17 protein-coding genes are annotated in these 22,861 nt (G+C 63.7%); 7 read left to right on the forward strand and 10 right to left on the reverse strand.

The genetic code is table 11. The annotated features are described in order from the left end of the window. Window positions 1–4: 4 nt before the first annotated feature. The gene (locus tag FG13_RS21885; RefSeq protein ID WP_035824291.1) at window positions 5–1,912 is read right to left on the reverse strand and encodes an autotransporter assembly complex protein TamA; all 1,908 of its coding nucleotides are present in this window, start codon (window positions 1,910–1,912) and stop codon (window positions 5–7) included. A gap of 221 nt (window positions 1,913–2,133) precedes the next feature. On the opposite strand from FG13_RS21885, the gene queC reads away from it, so the two are divergent. Continuing rightward, window positions 2,134–2,847, forward strand: coding sequence for a 7-cyano-7-deazaguanine synthase QueC (gene queC, locus FG13_RS21890; protein WP_035824294.1), 714 nt, complete (start codon window positions 2,134–2,136; stop codon window positions 2,845–2,847). 81 nt (window positions 2,848–2,928) lie between these two features. Next, window positions 2,929–3,846 carry a sterol desaturase family protein gene (locus tag FG13_RS21895; RefSeq protein ID WP_035828575.1) on the forward strand — a complete coding sequence of 306 codons (918 nt, stop codon included), beginning with the start codon at window positions 2,929–2,931 and terminating at the stop codon, window positions 3,844–3,846. On the opposite strand, the gene FG13_RS21900 is transcribed toward FG13_RS21895, so the two are convergent. Beyond that, the gene (locus FG13_RS21900) at window positions 3,830–4,549 is read right to left on the reverse strand and encodes a helix-turn-helix domain-containing protein (RefSeq protein ID WP_051959337.1); all 720 of its coding nucleotides are present in this window, start codon (window positions 4,547–4,549) and stop codon (window positions 3,830–3,832) included. The two genes, FG13_RS21895 and FG13_RS21900, sit on opposite strands and share 17 nt — an antisense overlap. A 224-nt stretch (window positions 4,550–4,773) precedes the next feature. On the opposite strand from FG13_RS21900, the gene FG13_RS21905 reads away from it, so the two are divergent. Further along, the gene (locus FG13_RS21905; protein WP_235211786.1) at window positions 4,774–7,818 is read left to right on the forward strand and encodes a sensor domain-containing diguanylate cyclase; all 3,045 of its coding nucleotides are present in this window, start codon (window positions 4,774–4,776) and stop codon (window positions 7,816–7,818) included. On the opposite strand, the gene FG13_RS21910 is transcribed toward FG13_RS21905, so the two are convergent. Beyond that, a complete protein-coding gene (locus tag FG13_RS21910) occupies window positions 7,819–8,193 on the reverse strand; it encodes a hypothetical protein (protein ID WP_035824296.1) in 375 nt (124 codons plus the stop codon). A gap of 211 nt (window positions 8,194–8,404) precedes the next feature. On the opposite strand from FG13_RS21910, the gene FG13_RS30185 reads away from it, so the two are divergent. Then, window positions 8,405–8,641: a hypothetical protein gene (locus FG13_RS30185; protein ID WP_152598828.1), complete on the forward strand. Its 237-nt coding sequence runs from the start codon at window positions 8,405–8,407 to the stop codon at window positions 8,639–8,641. 122 nt (window positions 8,642–8,763) lie between these two features. Then, window positions 8,764–9,273, forward strand: coding sequence for a hypothetical protein (locus FG13_RS21915; RefSeq protein WP_035824298.1), 510 nt, complete (start codon window positions 8,764–8,766; stop codon window positions 9,271–9,273). Window positions 9,274–9,457: 184 nt separating this feature from the next. Here FG13_RS21915 and FG13_RS21920 read toward each other — a convergent pair whose 3' ends face one another. The 5 genes from FG13_RS21920 to FG13_RS21940 form a co-directional block, all read right to left on the reverse strand. Further along, window positions 9,458–12,598: an efflux RND transporter permease subunit gene (locus FG13_RS21920; RefSeq protein WP_035824299.1), complete on the reverse strand. Its 3,141-nt coding sequence runs from the start codon at window positions 12,596–12,598 to the stop codon at window positions 9,458–9,460. 25 nt (window positions 12,599–12,623) lie between these two features. Next, window positions 12,624–13,829, reverse strand: coding sequence for an efflux RND transporter periplasmic adaptor subunit (locus FG13_RS21925; RefSeq protein ID WP_035824304.1), 1,206 nt, complete (start codon window positions 13,827–13,829; stop codon window positions 12,624–12,626). Between the two features lie 12 nt (window positions 13,830–13,841). Continuing rightward, window positions 13,842–15,080: a TolC family protein gene (locus tag FG13_RS21930; RefSeq protein WP_035824307.1), complete on the reverse strand. Its 1,239-nt coding sequence runs from the start codon at window positions 15,078–15,080 to the stop codon at window positions 13,842–13,844. Window positions 15,081–15,171: 91 nt separating this feature from the next. Continuing rightward, window positions 15,172–15,525, reverse strand: coding sequence for a cation efflux protein, CzcI family (gene czcI / locus FG13_RS21935; RefSeq protein WP_035824308.1), 354 nt, complete (start codon window positions 15,523–15,525; stop codon window positions 15,172–15,174). Window positions 15,526–15,554: 29 nt separating this feature from the next. Next, window positions 15,555–17,102, reverse strand: a complete 1,548-nt coding sequence (locus tag FG13_RS21940; RefSeq protein WP_051959339.1) for a C13 family peptidase — start codon at window positions 17,100–17,102, stop codon at window positions 15,555–15,557. A gap of 185 nt (window positions 17,103–17,287) precedes the next feature. Here FG13_RS21940 and FG13_RS21945 point away from each other — a divergent pair, with 185 nt between their 5' ends. After that, window positions 17,288–19,243: a GAF domain-containing sensor histidine kinase gene (locus tag FG13_RS21945; protein WP_035824309.1), complete on the forward strand. Its 1,956-nt coding sequence runs from the start codon at window positions 17,288–17,290 to the stop codon at window positions 19,241–19,243. A gap of 292 nt (window positions 19,244–19,535) precedes the next feature. On the opposite strand, the gene FG13_RS21955 is transcribed toward FG13_RS21945, so the two are convergent. Further along, window positions 19,536–21,041, reverse strand: coding sequence for a DUF3369 domain-containing protein (locus FG13_RS21955; protein WP_035824316.1), 1,506 nt, complete (start codon window positions 21,039–21,041; stop codon window positions 19,536–19,538). A 435-nt stretch (window positions 21,042–21,476) separates the two neighbouring features. Here FG13_RS21955 and FG13_RS21960 point away from each other — a divergent pair, with 435 nt between their 5' ends. Continuing rightward, the gene (locus FG13_RS21960) at window positions 21,477–21,980 is read left to right on the forward strand and encodes a DUF3016 domain-containing protein (protein WP_035824318.1); all 504 of its coding nucleotides are present in this window, start codon (window positions 21,477–21,479) and stop codon (window positions 21,978–21,980) included. Window positions 21,981–22,027: 47 nt separating this feature from the next. Here FG13_RS21960 and FG13_RS21965 read toward each other — a convergent pair whose 3' ends face one another. Then, window positions 22,028–22,828 carry a substrate-binding periplasmic protein gene (locus FG13_RS21965; RefSeq protein WP_051959341.1) on the reverse strand — a complete coding sequence of 267 codons (801 nt, stop codon included), beginning with the start codon at window positions 22,826–22,828 and terminating at the stop codon, window positions 22,028–22,030. Window positions 22,829–22,861: the final 33 nt, after the last annotated feature.

Consider the following 22,861-nt stretch of genomic DNA (forward strand, 5'->3'; position numbering starts at 1 on the left):
GACATCAGAAAGTGAATCCCAGAGAGAAGTGCAAACGGTAGGCGTGGACGGCGTGGCCATACGCCACGTCGACATTGATGGGGCCGACGGGGCTCTTGTAGCGTCCGCCCAGGCCGTAGCCCGATTTCGGCGTCATGGCCACCTTTACGGTATCGGCCGCGTTGCCGGCGTCATAGAAGGCGGCAATGGCCCACTTCGGCTTGAACCAGTACTGGTATTCGGCGCTGCCGGTGAGCATGTAGCGTCCGCCAACCGTGGCGTCGCCTTCCTTGACGCCCAGTTCCTGGTAGGCATAGCCGCGCACCGACTGGTCGCCGCCTGCGCGGAACAGGTAGACGGCCGGCACGCCGCGTTTTTCCTTCGAACCGAGCGCGCCCATTTCGCCGCGTACGATCAGCTCGCCTTTTTCACCAAGCGGACGGTAATACACGGCCTTGCCGGCCACGCGCACGAAGCGCTCATCCGTCAGCACGGGCAGCAGGGCGCCGCCCACCTGGGCATTGATGACATAGCCCTTGGTGGGAAACAGCAGGCTATCGAGGCTGCGCTTGGTGATGGCATAGGTCAACGGCAAGCTCTTGCTGCGCGTCTGTTCCAGGCCGACGACGGTCTTGTCTTCGCTGAGGAACTCGAACGTCAGGCTGCGCTCGAGGTTGGTGCCGCCCCAGTTGCGCTTGGCCGAGAGGGTGGTGACGGCCGTGATTTCGTTGGAAATGTCGCTGCGTTCGAACGAGGCGCCCGCGCTGTCGTTGTAGCCGCGCTCAGTGGTGGGGAAATAAAAATTGGCGTGCGCCGCCTGTTTCTTCGTTTCCATGGTGATCGCGCTCTTGAAGCGCGTGCCCCACACGTTCAGGTTGTCATAGTTGAGCTGGGCGCGATTCCCCGTATTCGTACTGAAACCGAGACCGGCGCTGACGTTCTGCTGCTTGTTTTCCGTCACGCGCACCACCAGCGGCAGCTGCGGCGCGGGGCCGCGGTTGACGGGTTTCGTTACGGAGGCACCTTCGGCCTCGGCCGCCTGGCTTTCCTGGCCCGCCTCGATCTGCTCGCCCAGGATGCTGCTCATGTCGGCGCTCACTTCCACGCTGGCAAAGTAGCCCGTGTCCTGCAGGCGCGCCTGGAACGATTGCAGCGCCGATTCGCTGTAGTATTCACCCGGACGTATCTTGTCGAGGTTGCGGATGATGGCTTCCGGGTAGCGCTTCAGGCCTTCGATGCGCAGCTCGCCAAAGCGCAGCTCGGGGCCGCTGTCGAGCACCACCAGCAAGGAGACCTTGTGCGTTTCCGGGTCCACCACGGCTTGCGTGTCGACCAGCTGGGCGCGCGGGTAGCGCGTCTGCACCACTTCGCGCAGCAGGGCGCGCTTGGCCGCTTCCCAGTCGGACTGGCGAAACACGCTGCCCGTCTTCAGGGCCCAGCTGCGTTTCAGGGCTTCCGTATCGTAGGGTTCGCTGGCAGCCAGCGGCGGCGTGGGATCGAAGCCGCGCAATTCCAGTTCGACCTTGTCGATGGTCGCGGGCTGGCCCGGATCGACGTCGACGATGACGACGGGTTTGGCGCCCGTCGTATCGACGCGCACCGTGACGACGGGCGTGTAATAGCCGGCCGTGGCGATGAGGTTTTTGGCTTCTTCGGGCGTAGCGCGCACGAGGCGCCGCAATTGCTCGCGGTCCATGCGCGGGTTGCCGCGGAAGCGTTCCAGGTCCAGGTTTTTTTCAAGCAACTCATCGAGGTCGCCGGGCGCGTTGACCTTGACCTCGTACTGCAGCGGGGCGGGCGCCGCTTCCGTGCTGGCGGGGCTGTCGGCAACGGCGTCTTGCGGGCGCTCTTGCGCCGCCTCCTGCGCGCTGGCATGGGCGATGGGAAACAGCAATATGGCACCGCCGGCGGCGGCCAGTGTCAGTTGACCCATTGCTTTTGTCACTACTTGTGCCAAAATTCGTGGTCGTATCGCCTTGCCGGCAGCCGTATGCCGTATGGGTCGTGCAGAAAACATGGTGCTCCAGATGAGTAAATGCTGACTGCATGTTACCGGAATAGGTAAACTGATGGCGGACGAATAAGTATTTTTTGCATGGGGAATTCGTTTCCCCACGCACTATTGCAACAGATAAAAACATGGAAAGAAAATTTATGCTAGCAACGGACTCCGCACTGGTGCTGTTTAGCGGTGGACAAGATTCCACTACCTGCCTGGCCTGGGCCTTGAAGCACTATAAGCGCGTCGAAACCATCGGCTTTGATTATGGCCAGCGCCATGCGATCGAGCTGACCGTGCGCCCCGGCGTACTGGAGCAGATGCGCCAGCAGTCGCCCGAGTGGGACAGCCGCCTGGGCCAGGATCACATGATCGACCTGTCGCTGATTTCCGCCATTTCCGACACGGCCATGACGCAGAACGTCGAGATCGTCATGCAGGAAAACGGCTTGCCGAACACCTTTGTTCCTGGACGCAACTTGCTGTTCATGACGGTGGCCGCCACCGTGGCGTATCGCCGCGGCTTGACGGTGCTGGTGGGCGGCATGTGCGAGACGGATTTCTCCGGCTACCCGGATTGCCGCGACGACACGATGAAGGCCCTGCAAGTGGCCCTGAACCTGGGCATGAATACGCGATTGAAGCTGGAAACGCCGCTGATGTGGCTGGACAAGGCGCAAAGCTGGGACCTGGCGGAAGACCTGGGCGGCCAGCCGCTGGTCGACCTGATCCGCAGCGGCACGCACACGTGCTACCTGGGCGAACGGGGCGAGCTGCACGACTGGGGCTATGGCTGCGGCACCTGCCCCGCCTGCGCCCTGCGCGCGAATGGCTACCAGCAATACGCTGCGCGCAAGGCAGCAAAGTAAAAAACAGCTTGCGCCGTTTCTTCAAGCGGCGCGGCGGAGAGAGCAGCCATGCTGTGGTTTTTGCCACAGGAGCGTCTTGCCATGAAATCCCTCTTTGCCGCGCTGTACGGCCCCGCGTTCTGGGCCGGCTTCATCGGCGCCGCCAGTTACCTGATTGCGGTGTGCCACTATTCCTTCTGGGTCTTGCCGCCCTTGCTGCTGCTGGCCCTGCTCACTTCCTTTCTTGCCGAACGCTATGCACCGTATGACGGCGCGTGGAACCACGCTCACGGCGATGGCTGGCGCGATACGCTGCATGCGCTCGTCAATGAAGCGCTGTACCTGCTGGGCCTGGCTGCCTTTCCCTTGCTGGCCGGGCACCTGGCGCTGGGCGCATTCTGGCCTGTCCAGCTGCCGTTCTGGACGCAGCTGCTGCTGGCCATCCTGATTGCCGACTGCGGCATCACGCTCGTGCATTACCTGAGCCACCGCTATTACTTTCTGTGGAAACTGCATGCCGTGCATCACAGCGTGCAGCGCATGTACGGTTTCAATGGCTGGATGAAACACCCCTTGCACCTGTTGCTGGAAGCGGCGGGCGGCATGCTACCCTTGCTGCTGCTGGGCATACCGGAAGCCGTCATGGCCGTGCTGGCGTTTGCCGTGGCGATCCAGTTGCTGCTGCAGCATGCGAATGTCGACATGCGCATGGGCCCGCTGCGCCACGTGTTCGCCTGGGCGCCGCTGCACCGTTTTCACCACATGAAGTACGGCACGGCCGGAGACGTGAATTTCGGCCTGTTTTTTACCTGCTGGGACCGCTTGCTGGGCACGGCCTTCGACGCGCCCGGCTACCGCATGCGGGGCGAAGATCTGGGCATCGGCAGCCGTCCCGACTACCCGCCCGCGTATGGGGCGCAACTGATCGAACCGTTCCGCGCGGAAGAGGGCGTGCGCGCGCCCGAGTTGCCGGCCGGCTTGAAGCAGGCGCTCAAGCGCGTCATCAATCGAGCAGCTTGACGTTGAGCTGGCGCAAGCTGCGGTCGGCGCGCACGCCGAACAGGCTGCGCATGGTGCGCGAAAAATGCGCGGCATCGGCAAAGCCGGCGCCGTGGGCCGCCTGCGTCAGGGTACTGCCGAGCAATATAAAACGGATGGCCAGGCGCAGGCGGCGCCACAGCACCAGCCGCCGCACGGGCAGGCCCAGCTGGGCGCTGAACAGGCGTTCCAGCTGGCTCAGCGACAAATGCGCCGCCTCGGCCACGGCCGCCGCGCTGACCTTGCCCGACAGCAGCGCGTCGACCTTGTCCAGCGCCCGCCGCAGGCGGGGATCGGGCAAGTGCTCGCGTGGCTGCGCCTGCAGCGCTGCGGCCAGATTGTCCAGGCTGGGCACGCCGGCGCCGCCGGCTGCCGCCAGCAGGGCCGCACCGCCCAGGCGCTGCGGTTCCGCATAGATGGTCAGCATGGGCGCCGGTGCGCTGAGGATGGCGTGCGGGCGCAGGCTGTCGACCAGCAAGTGCCGCGCCGTGTGGACGATGCCGTCGAGCTCGGCCGTGAAGGGCGCCCCCGTGCTCAGCATCAGCTGGTGCGCATAATGGGCGTGGCTATCCGTGGCGCCCGCTGCGCCATGCAAGATGGCAAAGTCCGGCGCCAGCCAGAGTGTTCCCTGCCAGCTATCGTGCTGCAAACGCGGCTCCTCGGTGATGGATTGCGGGGCGATCATACCAGCCGGCGGAGATGGTTTTCACGGCAACGAAGTTTCTTGGCGTGCACATCGTTGCATTGACGAAATATGTGATTTTTTTCATACAATATTCAGCATTGCAAGGGCGCCCGCTGTAACGTACTATCATTCTCATCGACTACCGATGGTAATCGTGCAGCCCGCCGCCAGCCATGTTGCTGGTCGTGTAGCGGTTTGATGTCCGTTCTGCCTGTCAGCCTGTCATGCCTACACGCGCGTCTTCGTCGTGGTTTGCCCGGCCAGTGTCGCACTGGGTGGGACCGCGCGTGTTGGCCGCCCTGGTGCTGGCGCTGTGCCTGGGATTGACGTATGGCGCCTGGCGCAATGCCGACGACGCCAGCGAACAGCAGGTGCAGGCCGATTTCGATTTCCGCGTGCGCGAACTGGTCAATAACATTGTCGGCCGCATGCAGACCTACATCCAGGTGCTGCATGGGGTGCAGGGACTGTATGCCAGTTCGCAGGAAGTCACGCGCCGCGAATTCCATGCCTATCTGGCGGCGCAGCAGGTGGATCGCCACTTTCCCGGCATCCACGGCATCGGCTACCTGCCGCTGTTGTCCGGCGCCGCCCTGGCGCGGCATGAGGCAGGCGTGCGCGCGGACGGCTATCCCGGCTATGCGGTGCGTCCGCACGGCCAGCGCGACTGGCATGCGCCCATCACTTATCTGGAACCGTTAAGCGAGAGCAATCTGCTGGCCTTCGGCTACGACATCGGCTCCGAACCCGTGCGCCGCGCCGCGCTCGAGCAGGCGCGCGACACGGGCCAAGCGGCCATGACGGGCAAGATCCACCTGGTGCAGGATGGCGGCAGCGCCCAGGCGCATGGCTTCCTGGTCGTCTTGCCCGTGTATGACAATGGCTTGCTGCATGGTAGCGTGGCGCAGCGGCGCACCGCCTTGCGCGCCTGGGTGTTTGCGCCATTTCGCATGGGCGACCTGATGGCGGGCGTGGGCGGCGAGAGCGCACGCCAGCTGGACCTGGAAATCTATGATGGTGCGCAATTGTCCGAGGCGGCCCTGATGTATGACAGCTTGCCGGGCGCCCTGTCGTCTGCCGCCTCGGACAGCCTGGTGTCGCGGCAAGCGATCAGCATCGCCGGCCATGCCTGGACTTTGCGCGTGCGCACCATGCCGGGCTTCGATGGCGAATTGCTGGCGCGCCCCCGCCTGGTGGCCTGGACGGGGCTGCTGGCCAGCATCGTGCTGGCGCTGGCCACGTGGCTGCTGGCGGCGGGCCGCGCCCGCGCCCAGGCGGCGCTGGCGCGTTCGAGCGAGCTGACGGGCCAGCTGGAGCAGGGGCAGGCGAGCGTGCTGGCGATGGCCGAGGCGGCGCAACGCAGCCAGGCCATGCTGCGCAGCATTCTCGATTCGACCATCGACGGCATTCTGGTCGACAATATCGATGGCCGCATCTTCACCTCGAACCGGCGCTTCCGCGATTTGTGGCAAGTGCCCGATGCGCTCGACTGGCAAGCCGATGGCGCGGCGCTGGTGCGCCATGTGGAAAGCCAGCTGGAGCAGGCCGCGCCTTTCCTCGGGGCACGCACCCGCGCGCCGCACGGCCACCGCGAGCGGCGCGACGTGCTGCACCTGCGCGATGGGCGGGTGGTCGAGCAATATGTGCGCAGCATGCAACTGGGCAATGAACAAGCGCGCCTGTGGACCTTCCGCGATATCAGCGAGCGCAGTCAGATGGAGCGGCGTGAGCATACTCGGCGGCAAGTACTGGAAATGCTGGCCACGGGCGCGCCGCTGGAACGGGTGCTGGAAAGCGTGGTGCTGAGCGTGCAAGCGGACCATCCGGCCATGCTGTGCAGCATCTTGCTGCTCGATGAAAGCCGCCACCGCCTGGTGCTGGGTGCGGCGCCCAGCTTGCCCGCGTTTTTCAACCTGTCCAGCCATGGCCATGACCTCGACACCCTGCAGGGCGTGCATGGCATCGCCGCGCAAGCGCTGCGCGACGGCCTGCGCGTGATCGTCGGCGACTTGCATACGGTTGCCGATGCACAAGAGACGATGGAACTGGCGTGGCGGGCCCAGCTGCAATCGTGCTGGGCCGAACCCGTGCGTGGTGGCTCGGGCAAGCTGCTGGGCGTGCTGATGGCGTATCACCGCCAGCCCACCTTGCCGGGCGCGGCGCATCTGGCGCGGCTGAGCGAGGCGGCGCACCTGGCCGGCATGGCCATCGAACAGGCGCAGGTGGCGCTGGCCCTGCGCGCGGGCGAAGCGCGTTTCCGCAGCCTGTACGACCATGCGCCCGTGGCCCTGTGGGAACAGGACTGGTCGGCCGTGCGCGCCGCGCTCGATGCCCTCGAACAAGCTGGCGTGCGCGACCTGGGCGCTCATTTCCAGGCCAGTCCGGACGCGCTGCGGCAACTGGCGGGCCTGGTGCGCATCATCGATGCGAACGGCGCCGCGCTGGCGCAGGTGCGCGCCAACGAGGACGACCAGCGCCGCGGTGCGCTGAGTCTGGCGCAGAATTTCGACGACAGCGCCTTGCCCCGCTTCGGCGACGCGCTGCTGGCGCTGGCTGGCGGCGCCCACCTGTTCGAGTGCGAAAGCAGCTTCGTGCGTCTCGACGGCGCGGCGCGGCAAAATGAATTGAGCTTGCTGGTGATGCCCGGCCATGCGGACAGCCTCGATTTCGTCATGGTGTCCTCGCTCGACATCACCGAGCGCAAGCGCATGAATGCGGAACTGCTGCAACTGGCCACCACGGATTTTTTAACCGGCTTGCCGAACCGGCGCCACTTCATGGCGTCGCTGGAAAACGAGCATGCCCGCTTGCAGCGCGAGCTGGCCAGCTGCGCCAGCGTGCTGATGCTCGACATCGACCATTTCAAGCGCGTCAACGACGAGTATGGCCACGCCGTGGGCGACGCCGTGCTGCGTCACCTGGGCGCGCTGATGTGCCAGGCCTTGCGCAAGGTCGACGTGCCGGGTCGCGTGGGCGGCGAAGAATTCGCCATCTTGCTGCCTGGTACCGACCTGGCGGCGGCGGCCGTGTTTGCGGAACGGCTGCGCCGGCGCGTGGCGGAAAGTTCGCTGACCATCGATGGCGGCATCGTGATCACCATCACGGTGAGCATCGGCATGGCCGCCATGGCCGGTACCGATGCCGATTGCGACGCCGTGCTGGCACGCGCCGACGAGGCGCTGTACCGGGCCAAGCGGGGCGGGCGCAACCGCATCGAGCAGAATGACGGCGGCGGCGACGGCGTGCTCAGCAAGTTCATGGCGCAGTGATTACAGGCTGTGCTGGCGCGCTTGCGCCTGCTTGTGCTTGCGGCTGACGATCAGCCAGACGATGGCGACGGGTATCAGCAGCGGCAGCAGCACGGGCGTGCTCAAGGCCAGCGCCAGCACCACGCACAGGGCCACCACGGCGATCAGCACCACGCCGACTCCCGCCAGGACGACGCCCGTGACGACGGCGGCGCACACCACCGCAATGGCGGCGACCAGCAAGCCGCCGCCGGCAAACACCAGGCCGAACAGCCACTCGAGCGGACCGTCGACATCGTCGCCGTTGAACTGCATGTGCATGTCGCTGCCGCTGATCTTGTCGAGGAACAGGCAGGCGAGCATGACGATGAGGACGAAGGTGAGCAATTTTTTCATGGTAAGCCTCGGTGTGTGGGTGATGGGGTCTTGCATGGTCACACTGTAGGCGCGCGCCCGGCTGGCCGCCAGCGGCGTGCGACAGGCCGTCATTTTCACGGTATGGAAGGCGCTGGCGCGGCAAAAACGCTGATCTGGAACAAGATTTCTTTTCTTGTAATGTGCGCAAGCCGTCCTATACTGAATACCTCACTCTCGCAAGGAGGGCAACATGCTTTTGTTTGCAGATACCGGGGATCAATCGCTATCCCTTTCCCACCATCGAAGCACGCGCCAGCGTAGCGCCACGCAGTCTTGCGCCGAGCCCGTCGGCGCGCCATCGGCGATACCGCCGATCATCATCAATCCCTTTAATTACCATGCGCCGCTGCCGGCCATCGACCCGCGCTGGGTACCGCCCGGTCCGCCGCTGACCTGGCCCAACCGGCCTGCCATGTCCATGTGCTGACAGTTGCCTTGGTGGCAGGCTGGCTCGTGCCGTAGGACGTGCCGTTTCGCTTCCGGCGATGCGGCACGGGAGGGCGTTTTCGACTATCATGCTAGCCCCGACCTTCCACCACGAGCACCGCCATGAGTACCGATTTCCCCGACTTTTCCGACGAAGCAGCCGAGCCAGACAATGACGCCCCGATCCAGGAGCCGCGCCTGTGGGTAGGCAATGGCTGGACGGCGAGGGTGATCAAGAACGAGGAAGATGAAGGCTGGGCCGTGGCCATGATCAAGGATGGCGAACCGGAGCCGGCGCTGGTGGGCCCGTGGACCATGGGCCGCGACAAGAAAAACCCGAAGCCGCTCGACGTCAACGCGTTCAATACCCTGGTCAAGACGGCCTCGGAAGTGCTGCGCCGCCACGAGCAGCAGCTGCATGCGCAATTGCACAAGAACCTGTTCGTCGCCACCGACGAGGGGCAAGTCAAGGTGATGTTCGACATCGTGCCCGACGAAGACCACCCGTACGCGGAACTGAGCGCCTACGACGCCGACGGCGAACAGATCGCCAAGGTGCGCACCTCGGCCGCGTTCAAGTTCAATGCCACGTCAGCGGCGAACTGGATTGAGGGCGGCTACCGCCGTCCTTAATCCGACGCCACCAGCGGCGTCAACAATGTGTCGGATTACGCGCCTGCGCGCTAATCCGACCTACCTCTTGCGGCATACGCCAGCCGGTACAGCAGCGGCAAGGCGTAGGTCGGATTAGGCCTGAAAGGCCGTAATCCGACGCCACCACCCGCGCCAACAATGTGTCGGATTACGCGCCTGCGCGCTAATCCGACCTACCTCTTGCGGCATACGCGAGCCGGTACAGCAGCGGCAGCACCAGCAGGGTCAATGCCGTCGACGATAAAATGCCGCCGATCACCACGGTGGCCAGCGGACGCTGCACTTCGGCGCCCGTGCCCGTGGCAATGGCCATCGGCACGAAGCCCAGCGAGGCCACCAGCGCCGTCATCAGGACCGGGCGCAAGCGCGTGATCGCTCCCTCGCGTATCGCCTCGTGCAAGGGCATGCCCTGTTCGCGCAGCTGGCGGATGTAGGCGATCATCACCAGGCCGTTCAGCACGGCCACGCCGGACAGGGCGATGAAGCCGACGGCCGCCGAGATCGACATGGGGATGTCGCGCAGCCACAGGGCGACGATGCCGCCCGTCAAGGCGAACGGGATGCCGCTGAACACCAATAAACCATCCTTCACGTTGCCGAACATGGCAAACAGCAAGACGAACACGAGTGCCAAGGCCACGGGCACCACCAGTTCCAGGCGTTTCGTGGCCGATTGCAGTTGCTCGAACTGGCCGCCCCAGCTGGTCCAGTAGCCGGCGGGAATGGCCACTTGCGCTTGCAGCTGCTGCGTGGCGTCCGCCACAAACGAGCCGATATCGCGCCCGCGCACGTTGGCGCTGATGACGATGCGGCGCTTGCCGTCTTCGCGGCTGATCTGGTTCGGCCCCGGCGCGACTTGCAGGCTGGCTACTTCACCGAGCGGAATGAAGCGGGCACGGCCTTCCGACGCCGCACCCAGGGGCAGGGCGATGGGCAGGCGTTTCAACTGCTCCAGGTCGCTGCGCAGGCTGTCGGGCAGGCGCACGACGATGTCGAAGCGGCGGTCGCCCTGGAACAGGGTGCCCGCCTCTTGCCCGCCGATGGCCGTGGCAATGGCCGCTTGCACGTCGGCAATGTTGAGGCCATAGCGGGCCGTCTGCTCGCGGTCGATCTGCACCGTCAGCATGGGCAGCCCCGTGGTCTGCTCGACTTTCACCTCTGTTGCACCGGGAATTTTGCCCAGCACGCCGGCGATCTTCGCCGCCGTGTTGTCGAGGACAAGCATGTCGTCGCCGAACAGTTTCACGGCCACGTCGCTGCGCACGCCGGAAATCAGTTCATTGAAGCGCAGCTGGATCGGTTGAGAAAACTCGTAGTTATTGCCAGGTAAACTGGTGGCCGTCGCTTCGATTTCCGCCAGCAAGCGCTCGCGCGATTTTCCCGGTTCCGGCCATGCGTCGCGGGGTTTCAGCATGATGTAGCCGTCGGAAATATTCGGCGGCATGGGGTCGGACGCGATCTCGGCCGTACCCGTGCGGGCGAAGACGCGCGCGATCTCCTTGTGGTTTGCCATCAGCTTGCTTTCCAGCTGCTGCTGCATGGCCAGCGATTGCGTCAAACTGGTGCCGGGGATGCGCAGGGCCTGGATGGCGATGTCGCCCTCGTTCAAGCTGGGCACGAACTCGCTGCCCATGCGCGTGGCGAGCAAGCCGGACAGCACGACTGCCACGGCCGCACCCGTCAGCACGACGGGCGTGTTGCGCATCACCTTGTCCAGCAGCGGAGCATACCAGCGCTTGGCGGCGCGCATGATGGCGTTTTCCTTTTCAGCCACTTTGTCGCCGATAAACAGCGCCACGGCGGCGGGAATGAAAGTGATCGACAGCAGCATGGCGCCCAGCAGGGCAATCACCACCGTCAGCGCCATCGGCGTAAACATGCGGCCTTCCACGCCCGTCAGCGCGAAGATGGGCAGGTACACGACCATGATGATCAGCTGGCCGTACAGCAAGGGACGGCGCGCCTCTTGCGATGCGGAAAACACTTCGTGGAAACGTTCCTGCAAGGTCAACGGTCGTCCCAGTTTCTGCTGCGCATGGGCCAGGCGGCGCACGCAGTTTTCCACGATCACCACGGCGCCATCGATGATGATGCCGAAATCGAGCGCGCCCAGACTCATCAGGTTGGCGCTGACATGGTATTGCACCATGCCCGTAAACGTGAACAACATGGCCAGCGGAATCACCATGGCCGTGATGACGGCCGCGCGGATATTGCCGAGGAAGAGGAACAGGATGGCGATCACCAGCACGGCGCCTTCGAGCAGGTTTTTCTTCACCGTATTGATGGCCTTGTCGACGAGGACCGTGCGGTCATACACGGTGACGGCGTGCACGCCTTTGGGCAGGCTGCGGTTGATCTCCACCATCTTCTTGTCGACGGCTTGCGAGACGGCACGGCTGTTCTGCCCGATCAGCATGAAGACGGTGCCGAGCACCACTTCGCGGCCGTTTTCCGTGGCCGCGCCCGTGCGCAGCTCGCGCCCCAGCACCACGTCGGCCACGTCGCGGATGCGGATCGCCACGCCCTGCACGTTGGCGACGACGATGTTGCCGATGTCGCTTTTCGACGCCACCTGGCCCGGCGCGCGTATCAGCAATTGCTCGCCCTGCTTTTCGATGTAGCCGGCGCCCACGTTGCTGTTGTTGCGCTCGAGCGCCGTCACCACGTCTTGCAGGCTGATGCCGTAGGCGGCCAGTTTTTCCGGATACGGCGCCACCTGGTATTGCTTCGCGTAGCCGCCGATGGCATTGATTTCCGTCACGCCCGTGACGTTGCGCAACTGCGGCTTGATGATCCAGTCCTGGATTTCGCGCAAGTCCGTCGGCGTGTACGGCGTGCCGTCCGGCTTTTTCGCGCCGTCCTGCGTTTCCACCGTCCACAGGTAGATTTCGCCGAGGCCTGTGGAGACGGGGCCCATCTTGGGCGTGATGCCGGACGGCAGACTTTCTTTGGCTTCCTGCAAGCGCTCGTTGATCATCTGGCGCGCGAAATAAATGTCCGTGCCATCCTTGAAGATCACGGTCACTTGCGACAGGCCATAGCGCGACAGCGAGCGCGTCTGTTCCAGATTCGGCAAGCCGGCCATGGCCGTCTCGATGGGGAAGGTCACGCGCTGCTCGGTTTCCAGCGGCGAATAGCCGGCGGACTGGGTATTGATTTGCACCTGCACATTGGTGATGTCGGGCACGGCGTCGATGGGCAGCTTTTGATAGCTGTAGATGCCCAGGCCCGCCATGGCGGCGACGGCCAGCATCACCAGCCAGCGCTGGTCGATGGCGAAGCGGATCAAGCGTTCAAACATGATGGTTTCCTTAGCTTTGACGTGATCAGTGTTCGTGGCCGGCGGAGTCTTTGCCCAGCTCGGACTTCAGAACAAAACTGCCTTGCGCCGCATACGGCGTGCCGGCAGCAAGTCCCTGCTTGATGTGCGTCAATGTGCCATCGCTGCGGCCCGGCACCACGGGCGTGGCCTGGTAGCCATCTTTTATCTGCACGAAGACGACGGGCTTGTCTTCCACCGTCTGGATGGCCGTGCTGTGCACGGTGACGGGCGCGTCCGCTTCGCCGGACACCACTTCCACCGTGACGAACAGGCCCGGGCGCCAGGCCATGTCGGGGTTCTGCAAGCTGATGCGTGCCTTGGCCGTGCGCGTCTGCTCGCCCAGCAGCGCGCCCACGTAGGTGATCGTACCTTGTGCGCTGGCGTCAAACGCGGACGCTTTCACCTCCGCCTTGCCTCCCATGCGCACGGTGGCCAGGTCTTTCGCCGGCACGGCGATTTCCGCCCACACGGTCGACAGGTCGGAAATGACGAAGATGTTCGCGTCTTCCTTGACGGCTTCACCCAGGGTGATGTGTTTTTCCAGCACCATGCCGTCGAACGGCGCGCGGATCTCATAGCGGTTCAGCGGACCTTTGCTGGTACTCGTGGCGCCCAGGGCGCTGAGCTTTTGCTGCGCGTTCTGCACGGCGATTTCCGCTTCGCGCCACGTTTGCTGCGCCTGCAGATAATCCTGTTCGGCCGAAATTTTCTCGCGCCACAGTTTTTCCTCGCGCTCATACGTGGAGCGGGCCAGCGACAAGCGCCGCTGCGCCGACAGCAGCGCGCTGCGCTGTTCCGACAATTCCGTGCTGGCGATGACGGCCAATATTTGCCCCTTTTTCACCAGCTGGCCCAGGTCCGCCTGCACGGCTTCCACCACGCCGCCCAGGCGCGGCACGACGTGGGCCGTGCGGTCTTCGTTGAACCGGATTTCGCCGGGCAGGGCCACCGTCGTCTTGATGCGGCCAGGCGCGGCCGTGGCGATGACGACGCCGGCGGCCTTGCTTTGCGCCGCCGTCAATTCCAGCTTGCCTTCCACTTCATCGTGGCCGTGTTCGTCTTTCTTTTCAGCATGTGCTTCCGCCTTGACGGCAGGGGCGGGCGGGGCGCTGGATTTTCCCGTACCGAGGATGAGGATGGCCAGCACGATCCCGGCGGCCGCGATGGAAGCGATGGCGATCGTCTGCTTTTTGTTGAGTGTGATGTTCATGGATGGTGTTCCTTACAGGGAGGCAGGGGCGCCCAGCAGACGCTCGATGTCAGCGGCGGCGTGCTGCGCTTCCGTCAGCGCGCGCAGGTATTGGTTTTTGGCTTGCAGCAAGGTGCGCTGGGCATCGAGCACGTCGAGGAAGGCGAACTTGCCGAACTCGAAACCCTTGCTGGCCGCGTCATAGGCGCTTTGGGCGCCAGGCAAGATGTCCTGGCGCAAGCTTTCCACGTCGAGCCGGGCCGTGGCCAGGCGTTCGGTGGCGGCGGCCACGTCCGTTTGCACGGCGATGCGGGCGGCGACCAGCTCGTCGCTGGCCTTGTCGCTGCGGCGCAGGGCGTCGAGTTTGTTGCCGGCATTGCGGTCGAACAGGGGCAGCGGCAGGGCCAGGCCGATGATGGCCTGGTTGCGTCCCAGCTCTTCCGAGCGCTTCATGCCGATGCTGACGGTGACGTCGGGCGTGGCGCGCCGCTGTTCCACGTCCAGCATGGCTTGCCGCTGGGCCAGCGCGCTTTGCGCCTGGCGCACGGCCGGCGCTTGGGCCAGGCGCGCCGCCAGTTCGCTGGCCGGTGGCAGGTCCGGCAAGGTTTCCAGGCGTCCGTCCGCTACGCTGAAGCGTGGCGTGGCGTTGCCCCACAGGGCGGCCAGGCGCTTGCGGGCGCTGGCCAGGGTGCTGCGGGCCAGATTCAGCTCCAGCCGCACGCTCGCTTCGGCGACCTTGGCGCGGGTTTCCTCGACGGGCGAGGCCTTGCCAGCCGTCACTCGTCGGGCCGTGATGTCGCTGGCGCGCGCGGCCAGGGCCTGTGCGCTGTCGGCCAGGCGCAAGCCTTCCTGCGCTGCCAGCACGTCGACAAAGGCACTCGTGACGGCCGCACGCGTGTCGGCTTGCTGCATTGACAGGCCCGCTTGCGCCAGGTCTGCGCCGCGCTGGGCGACGGCGGCGCGCGCCCCCCGTTTGCCGCCCAGTTCGATGAGCTGGTTCAGTTGCACCGTGGTGCTGCGCGTGGCGCGCCGCGTGTCTTCCAGCACGGTTTGCAGTTCCGGATTGGGCCGGGCGCGCGCCTGCTGCAGGGCGCCGCCTTGCGCCGCCAGTTCGTGGCGGGCGGCGGATAAAGTGGCGTTGCCGCCTTCGGCCAGCAGCAGCGCGGCGGGCAAGGTCAGGGGGCCGGCAGGCTCCTGCGGAGCTTGTGCATGGGCAAAATTGCCGGCCAGCAGGCCAGCGGAGAGCAATAACAGATAGATGGATCGGTGCATCGAATTCTCCAAAGTACGGAAAAAGAATTCGACGGGACGCGCAGGCCTGCGCCTGACTTACTGCGAAAAGTGATTGAAACGTCCCGTCGGCCTAGGCGGCCGACGACCAGTCAGGGCGCTTGGGAGCGTCCGGGATGTGGGAAGCGTAAAAGAAGGGAGAAGTGTCCGCGTTGACGGACGCTATGTCGCCGATGGGCAGGCTGGAGCCGGCTGGCAGCCATGCATGGCCGATGCCGTGGCAGACGTTGCAGTCGCTGTGCGGCTGGCCTTTTTTGTCGCCGGCGGGTTGCTTGTCCGCGTCGGACTCGGCCTTGTGCTGGTGGCTGTGGTGGCCCAGGTGCTGCGCCGCCTTGCCTTCCTCGTGCAGGCAATACGCGCTCGCCGCGGCCCAGGACATCTGGAGCGGAAGCACGAACAGCAGCAAAATGAGGAAGAATCGGCGCATGGTGACAGCTATTGTACAGAAAGAAGCGCTTAACGTGGCTGTGCGCGCCACGCCTTCAGTTGCGCAGCGATGGCCTTGCCCTGGAACAGTTGCGGCTCGGAATGTTCTTCCGTCTCCATGCCGCCTTCGCGGAAATCGGCCGCCTCGCGCGCGCGCACCAGCACCTTGGCCTGCTCGAACGCTTCGGCAAAGCCGGTGCTTTTGGGCAAGGCTTCCTTGAAATACGCTTCGCTGAAATAGGTAAAATCGTTCTGGTCGTCGCAGCCGAACGAGGTGCGGTCGCTGCGCGCGGCCGTGATGATGAGGGTGTTGTCATCTTTCAAGGGCGCAATGAAGCCGCCCGCATAACAGGCCGAGATCACGATGACTTTCCAGCGGATGCCGCTGTGCTTGAGCATGGTGGCCAGCTCTTGCGCGGGCAAGCTGTGCAGATCCATGCCGTTTTGCGCCAGCGCCAGTTCGTGCTCGGGCGAGCCGTGGCTGGTGAGGAATAAAAACAGGATGTCGTTGGCCTTGTCCATTTTCGCGCCCAGGGCGTCGAGGCTGGCGGCGATGCTGGTGCGCGTGGCCATTGGCTGCTGCGCCACCGTGTTGCGGCTGTTGACCAGCATCAAGGAGCGCCCCACGGTACCGTAATCGCGGTCGAACTGGCGCTGCACGAATACCGTTTCGCGGTGAAACACTTCCTGCGCGCCATCTCCAGCCACGCCCAGCAAATACAGATTGATTTTTTTCGCCGCATCGCGCGGCGCGATGCGGGCCAGGGCGCCGTCGAGCAGGGTGCGCTGGTGGTACAGGGCCAGCTCGATATTGTCGCGCGTAAGTTTATCTGCGGCCGGGTCGTCCAGCTGGCCTTCCGTCCAGTTGCCGCTGTCTTCGCGCCGGCCGTCCGCTTGCGCCACGGCATAGCGCAGCACGCCCTGGCCGTCAAACTGGCCATTCTTGAAGCCGCCCCGGTATTCGTCGCCATCGGCCGTGCGCAGCACGCCTACACCCTCGAATTTCCAGTCTTTCAGCTCGCCTTCGTAGTGGATGCCGTCGCTGGTGGTGACTTTGGCCTTGCCCTGCACCTGGCCCTGGACGAATTCGCCTTCGAAGACGGTGCCGTCCGTGTCGGTCAGCTTGCCGGCGCCGTGCGGGCGCCAGTGCTTGAAATGGCCTTCGAAGGTGGCGCCATCGGCGCCCTGGAAGCGGCCTTCTCCCTCGAAGCTGCCCTTGACGAAGCTGCCCGCATAAATCTCGCCCTTGGGCGAGGTATAGCGGCCGATGCCATCGAAGGCGCCCTGGCGGAAGGCGCCTGTGTATTCGACGCCGGACGCCTGTCGCAGCTTGCCCTGGCCGGAAAACACGCCGCGCGCGAAGCCCCCTTCGTAAAACGCGCCGCTCGCGTATTCGAGCCGGCCCTGGCCATGCATCTTGCCGGCGACGAGGGGGCCGAAATAGCGTCCGCCATCGGCCGTTTCCGCCGCCGGCGCCTTGGCTGGCGCAGCGCACAGCGGCGGCATGCCCAGCGCGGCAAAGGCCAGCAGGCCGGCGAGGGTGTAGGGGCGAAGCGAGGCGCGTAGCGTGGCGGTCATGAGGACGGTCTGGTCTGTAGGAAGGGGCCTAGTCTGCCACTGTATTGCCAGCATGGCAAATGCGCGCGTGGCGTGTGTTGCTCTGCCTCAAGGCAAGATTCTGCGTTTTATGCCGTGCCAAGGCTGGGCTGAACTGATAATATTGATTTTCAGAACATATACTTGCACAAGGTACATAGTCACCCATGGAAAGCCGTCTCAGCCGCCTGGAAGCCGTTCAAACCGTGTTGCTGGAAATCGGGCAACGCTCGAGCACCTGCAGCGATATCAGCGAATTCCTGCAGGCGGTGCATGCGGCGCTGGGACGCATCATGTATGCGGCGAACTTTTACGTGGCGCTCAGCGACCATGACGACGGCCTCGTGCGTTTTCCCTACTTTGTCGATGAATTCGACGCCGCGCCCGACCCGGACGAGGGCGTGCGCCTGGCCAGCGCCGCGCAGTCACCTACGGCGTGGGTCATCGTCAACCGCAAGCAGCTGGTGATGACGGCCGACGACGACGCCATGCGCGCCATCGGCGGCGGCGCCTGGGGCGGCGGCACGGCGGCCGAGCACTGGATCGGCTGTCCGCTGCTGGACCAGCAGCACCAGGTGCTGGGCGCCATCGTCATCCAGAGCTATGACGCGCAGCACCGCTTCAGCCTGGAAGACCAGGCCCTGTTCGCGCTGATCGCCACGCACGTGTCGAGCGCGCTGCAAGGCATGCAAAGCATGGACCGCCTGGAAAAGGCGGTGCAGGAGCGCACGGCCCTGCTGGCGCACGAGGTGGCCGAGCGGCGCCGCGCGGAAAACCTGCAGCATGCGCTGTATGAAATCGCCAACCTGTCGGCGCAGGCGGCCGACGCGACGACCCTGTATGCGCGCCTGCACGCCATCATCAGCGAGCTGGTGACGGCCAAGAATTTCCTGATCGCCCTGTATCACCCGGACAACAAGGACATCACGATCCCTTACTTCGTCGACGAGAAGGATGCGCAGGCGCCCGTAAAACGTTTTCACTATGGCATCGGCATGAGTTCGTACGTGCTGGCGCGGCGGCAAGCCTGCCTGCTCGATGCCGGCAGCTACGCGGCGCTGGTGGCCAGCGGCGAGATGGACGAGCCGCTGGGCAATACCGGCATCGCCAGCTGGATGGGCGCGCCCATGCTGCTGGGCGAGCGCAAATATGGCGTGATCATCGTGCAAAGCTATGACGAATCCGTCGTGTATGGCCAGGCCGAACTGGACGTGCTGGCCTTCATGGCCAGTCACGTGGCCGTGGCGATGGCCCGCATCCAGGCCGACAGCGCCATGCGCCGGGCCAAGGAAGCGCTGGAAGAGCAGAACGCGGCCCTGAACAGCGCCCTGAGCGCCTTGCAGGAAGCGCAGTCGGAACTGGTGCGCCAGGAAAAGCTGGCGTCCCTGGGGCGCCTGGTGGCGGGCGTGGCGCATGAAATCAATACGCCGCTGGGCATATGCGTGACGGCCACCAGCCACCTGGTGCAGGAATTGAAACTCACGCGCGAAGACCTGGAGGGCGGCCAGCTCGATGAGGACGGCTTGCGGCAATTCTTCGACATCATCGACCAGACCCTGCGCATCATGACGACGAACACGCAGCGCGCCGCGGCGCTGGTGCGCAGCTTCAAGCAGGTGGCCGTGGACCAGTCCTCGGACGAATTGCGCAGTTTTAACTTGCGCAAATACCTCGATGAAATCCTGTTGTCCCTGCAGCCGAAGCTGAAGGGCAAGCCGATCAAGGTGGAGATCGATTGCGCGCCCGAGGTGCAGCTGCGCAGCTATCCGGGCGCCGTCTCGCAGATCGTCACGAACATGGTGGTCAATTCACTCGTGCATGGCTTTGCCGAAGGCGAGCCGGGCAAGATCAAGATCAGCGTGCGCACGGCCGGCGAGATGCTGGAACTCGACTACAGCGACGACGGCATGGGCATGGACAGCGCGACCCTGGGCCAGCTGTTCGACCCCTTCTTCACGACCAAGCGGGGTTCCGGCGGCAGCGGACTCGGTGCGCATATCCTGTACAACCTGGTGACGGGACCGCTGGGCGGGACGGTGAAGGTGGTTAGTGCGCCGGGGATGGGGTTGCATTACAAGATACGTTTTCCGCTCGGCTTCAATGATGTGTCCTTGAAAACCTAAAAATGGCGGGCCGGAGACGCGGGCCTGAGAAAATGCCGATGGCGGCGTTGCAGCTCCTTGCCGTACATGCGTACTGTCTGCGTCGCTGCGCCTTGCCCTCGACATTTTTCAGGCCCGCTTGGCCCGGAGAGCCTGTGTTGGGGGCTTGGGCCGCAGCGTGGTTTGCTGGTTTGCCGGTGTGCGTATCGCTCAGCGACGTAGGTCGGATTAGCGGCAAGGCCGCGTAATCCGACAACATTGTTGACGTGGCCGGTGGTGAGGTCGGATGACGCGCAAGCGCTAATCCGACCTACTAATCCGGAAAACGTTGATTCAACGCCAGCGCTTCCTCCAGATTCGCAATCAGCAACTCCACATACTGCGGGTCGAGGTGGCTGCCGCTCACTTCGCGCAGGTAGCTGACCACGCGCTCCAGGGGCCAGGCGTCCTTGTAGCAGCGCTTGTGCATGAGGGCGTCGAAGACGTCGGCCACGGCGGCGATGCGCGCGTATTTGTGGATGTTGTCGCCGACCAGGCCTTGCGGGTAGCCGCTGCCGTCGTATTTTTCATGGTGCTGGTGGGCGATCACGGCGGCCGCCTTCAGGAGCGGGCGCTGTGAGCCGTCGAGGATCGACATGCCCACCGTCGGATGCTGCTTCATGATTTCCCATTCGGCGGCGTCGAGCTTGCCCGGTTTGAGCAGCACGGCGTCGGGCGTGGAGATTTTGCCGATGTCGTGCATGGGCGCCGCGTGGCGCAGCACCATGGTTTCCTCTTCCGACATGCCGGACGCTTGCGCCAGCAGCTGGCACACTTCGGCCATGCGGCGCACGTGATTGCCGCCTTCGTGCGAGCGCGATTCGACCACGTCGCCCAGGCGCAGGATCAGCTCGGCCTGGGTATCGGTGATTTCCTGCGTCAGCAGGATGTTGTCGAAGGCAATCGCCACGCCGGAGCAGAACACTTCCAGCAATTGCGCATCGAGGTCGGAGATTTCTTCCACGCCTTTGAGTACCAGCAAGGACGCCTTGCCGCTGCTGTTGGGAAAGTAGCCGACATAGGTGTCGCCGTGCAGGCGCGAGATCTTGTTGCTCTTCGCATGGTCGAGCTGCGACAGCAGGGAAGGGCTGAGGATGCCATCGTCCGTGTCGCCGATCTGCGCGAGAATTTCGTAGTCTTGCTCGCCCGTGATGGCGCTGGCGCCACGCAGACGCAGCAGCATGCTCGTTTCCAGGCGCAGCAGGGCGACGACTTGCTGCAGCAGGCCGCTGGCGAAGTCGCGCAGGTTGCGCTGCTTGAAAATGTGCGCCGAGGCGGCGATGACGCGCTCGAGGCCTTCGCGGTAATGGAGCTGGGCCTGGCGCGCCTCTTCCACCTTCATGATGTCGCGGTAGGCGCGCAGGGCGGCAAAGGTGGTGGTGAACAGCTTGGTGCGGTCGAGCTCGGTTTTTTCCTTGTAGTCGTTGATGTCGTAGTTGACGATCACGCGTTCTTCCGGCGCCTGTCCCGGCTGTCCCGTGCGCAGCACGATGCGCGTAAACTGGTTGCCCAGGTCTTCGCGCATCCAGCGCGCCACTTCCAGGCCGCTGTCTTCGCGCTCCATCACCACGTCGAGAAACACCAGCGCGATGCCTTCTTCGCGCGCCAGCACCTGCTTGGCTTCGGCGCCGCTGTAGGCGTGCACGAAACTCAGGGCGCGGCCTTCCAGGCGAAAACGGCTCAGCGTCAGTTTGGTGATGTCATGGATGTCGGGTTCATCGTCGACGAGCAGGACTTTCCAGGGGGGTAACTTGGGTGAGGCTGAAGACAAAAATGACATAAGGGCGAGTTCCGCTAAAAGGCATAACTGACGCAATGCTGAGACGCCCGCGCCAGGCTAGCCTGTGCGCCACTACTGGCGTTGCGCGTTTTTCGGGCGCATTTTATCGATTGTAGACTGACGGCTTAGTATTAACAACAAGCAAGAATAATTGACTAAATTCATGCAACATGCATATCAAAAAAGCACTTTAAATCCCTGTTGGCGACACCATCTATACTTTATCGCTTAGGCAACTATATTTTCAAGACAATACTTTGTTTTAATTAATATTGCCAATGAATCTGTAAAAAAGTCTGTGGTCTAAGCCATGTTCGTTGCGCTGTGCAAGAAAAGTAACAATGTATTAGTTTCTCTTTAGAATGAAACTCATTGCGTTATAGTAAAACGTAAAAAATGGCCGGAGTGCCATCCACATTCTTGAAAGGACTCATCATGAAAACGAACACAACGCGTACCTTCATTGCTGGTCTTGCCTTGCTGGCGAGCAGTGCCGCCTGGGCGGGCACGGAAGTGCATTTCACCAAGCCGGAACAATTTTCGGACGTGTCTTTCGATCAGACGGAGCGTGAAAAAGTGCTCAAGGACTTGACGGCGCATTTCGAGAAACTGGGAGAGTCGCTCAAGCCTGGCCTGACCCTGAAGATCGACGTGACGGACCTGGACATGGCTGGCCGTGAAAATCCCGCCATGCGTGCCATGCAAAATTTCCGCGTAATGAATGGACAGGCCGATTGGCCGCGCATGCGCTTGCACTATGTGCTGGAGCAGGATGGTAAGGTGATCGCCAACGCCGATGCGGCCCTGTCCGATATGTCCTATCTGACGCGCATCAATCGTTATGCGAACGGCGACAAGCTGCGCTACGAGAAGCTGATGATCGATGACTGGTTCTCGAGCACGTTTGGCACGCAACTGAAACATCCGCCACGCAAATGATCTTGCCGTCGCGCGCGACCCGCAGGGCAGCTAATCAACGCAAGTAGTCAACGCAAGTAAGCCTGTTCGATGCGCGCCTGCTGGCCGCTATGGCGCAGGGCCAGCAGGGCGGCATTCATCTGCGCGATGAAATCGTCCTTGTAAGCCGGCGTGTTGCGCGCGCTGTAGGCGATATAGGTGGCTTCGGACGACAGTTCCAGCACTTCATGCAGGGCGAAGCCGTAAGTGGCCAGTTCTCCCTGCAGCTGGCGCGCCGTGTGGCGCGCCGCGCCGCGGTCGCTGGCGTAGCAATCGATGCGCCGCAAAGCCAGTTTTTTCAGATTGGCTTCATTCCCCTTGGCCGCTTCCAAGTGCAGCAGTCCTTCGCGGGCTGGGGCCATCAGTTTTTCCGACAGCAGAAAACCCGTATTGACGCCGATGGTCAGGCCGGCAAAGTCGGCGGGAAACCGCGTGCGCGGCGTGCGCATGACGGCCTCATGGCAAAACAGAACCACCGATTCACGGTATAGAACGGCTGAATACGGTTGCACGTACGAGCGTTCCGTTTTGCGTCCGGGCGGAAACAGGCCAAAAACCTGGCCCTTTTCCAGCGCGTCGAGTCCCCGTTTCCAGGGGCGCGGCTGCAGTTCCAGCCGGTAGTCTGGCATCGACATGGCCGCCTGGCGCAGGATGTCGACATACATGCCCTTGAAGACGCCGTTTTCCACATAGCTGTACGGTGCATAGTCGTCGTCGCCGTACAGGATGACGGTTTGCGGCGCGGCATGGCCGATGCCCGGTGGCGCCATCGCGCAGGCGGCGGCCAACAGGCAGGCGCCGGCGCGGCGCAGGTCAATTTTGCATATCATCCTGACAAGCATACAGGATGACGAGCAGAATGT

It is taken from the genome of Janthinobacterium sp. RA13, from assembly GCF_000745325.1.
In the GTDB taxonomy this organism is placed as follows: domain Bacteria; phylum Pseudomonadota; class Gammaproteobacteria; order Burkholderiales; family Burkholderiaceae_D; genus Janthinobacterium; species Janthinobacterium rivuli.

Coding starts and splice junctions, on each gene's coding strand:
- FG13_RS21885 (WP_035824291.1), bottom strand. CDS start 1,912: ATGGGTCAACTGACACTGGCCGCCGCCGGCGGTGCCATATTGCTGTTT.
- queC (WP_035824294.1), top strand. CDS start 2,134: ATGCTAGCAACGGACTCCGCACTGGTGCTGTTTAGCGGTGGACAAGAT.
- FG13_RS21895 (WP_035828575.1), top strand. CDS start 2,929: ATGAAATCCCTCTTTGCCGCGCTGTACGGCCCCGCGTTCTGGGCCGGC.
- FG13_RS21900 (WP_051959337.1), bottom strand. CDS start 4,549: ATGATCGCCCCGCAATCCATCACCGAGGAGCCGCGTTTGCAGCACGAT.
- FG13_RS21905 (WP_235211786.1), top strand. CDS start 4,774: ATGCCTACACGCGCGTCTTCGTCGTGGTTTGCCCGGCCAGTGTCGCAC.
- FG13_RS21910 (WP_035824296.1), bottom strand. CDS start 8,193: ATGAAAAAATTGCTCACCTTCGTCCTCATCGTCATGCTCGCCTGCCTG.
- FG13_RS30185 (WP_152598828.1), top strand. CDS start 8,405: ATGCTTTTGTTTGCAGATACCGGGGATCAATCGCTATCCCTTTCCCAC.
- FG13_RS21915 (WP_035824298.1), top strand. CDS start 8,764: ATGAGTACCGATTTCCCCGACTTTTCCGACGAAGCAGCCGAGCCAGAC.
- FG13_RS21920 (WP_035824299.1), bottom strand. CDS start 12,598: ATGTTTGAACGCTTGATCCGCTTCGCCATCGACCAGCGCTGGCTGGTG.
- FG13_RS21925 (WP_035824304.1), bottom strand. CDS start 13,829: ATGAACATCACACTCAACAAAAAGCAGACGATCGCCATCGCTTCCATC.
- FG13_RS21930 (WP_035824307.1), bottom strand. CDS start 15,080: ATGCACCGATCCATCTATCTGTTATTGCTCTCCGCTGGCCTGCTGGCC.
- czcI (WP_035824308.1), bottom strand. CDS start 15,525: ATGCGCCGATTCTTCCTCATTTTGCTGCTGTTCGTGCTTCCGCTCCAG.
- FG13_RS21940 (WP_051959339.1), bottom strand. CDS start 17,102: ATGACCGCCACGCTACGCGCCTCGCTTCGCCCCTACACCCTCGCCGGC.
- FG13_RS21945 (WP_035824309.1), top strand. CDS start 17,288: ATGGAAAGCCGTCTCAGCCGCCTGGAAGCCGTTCAAACCGTGTTGCTG.
- FG13_RS21955 (WP_035824316.1), bottom strand. CDS start 21,041: ATGTCATTTTTGTCTTCAGCCTCACCCAAGTTACCCCCCTGGAAAGTC.
- FG13_RS21960 (WP_035824318.1), top strand. CDS start 21,477: ATGAAAACGAACACAACGCGTACCTTCATTGCTGGTCTTGCCTTGCTG.
- FG13_RS21965 (WP_051959341.1), bottom strand. CDS start 22,828: ATGATATGCAAAATTGACCTGCGCCGCGCCGGCGCCTGCCTGTTGGCC.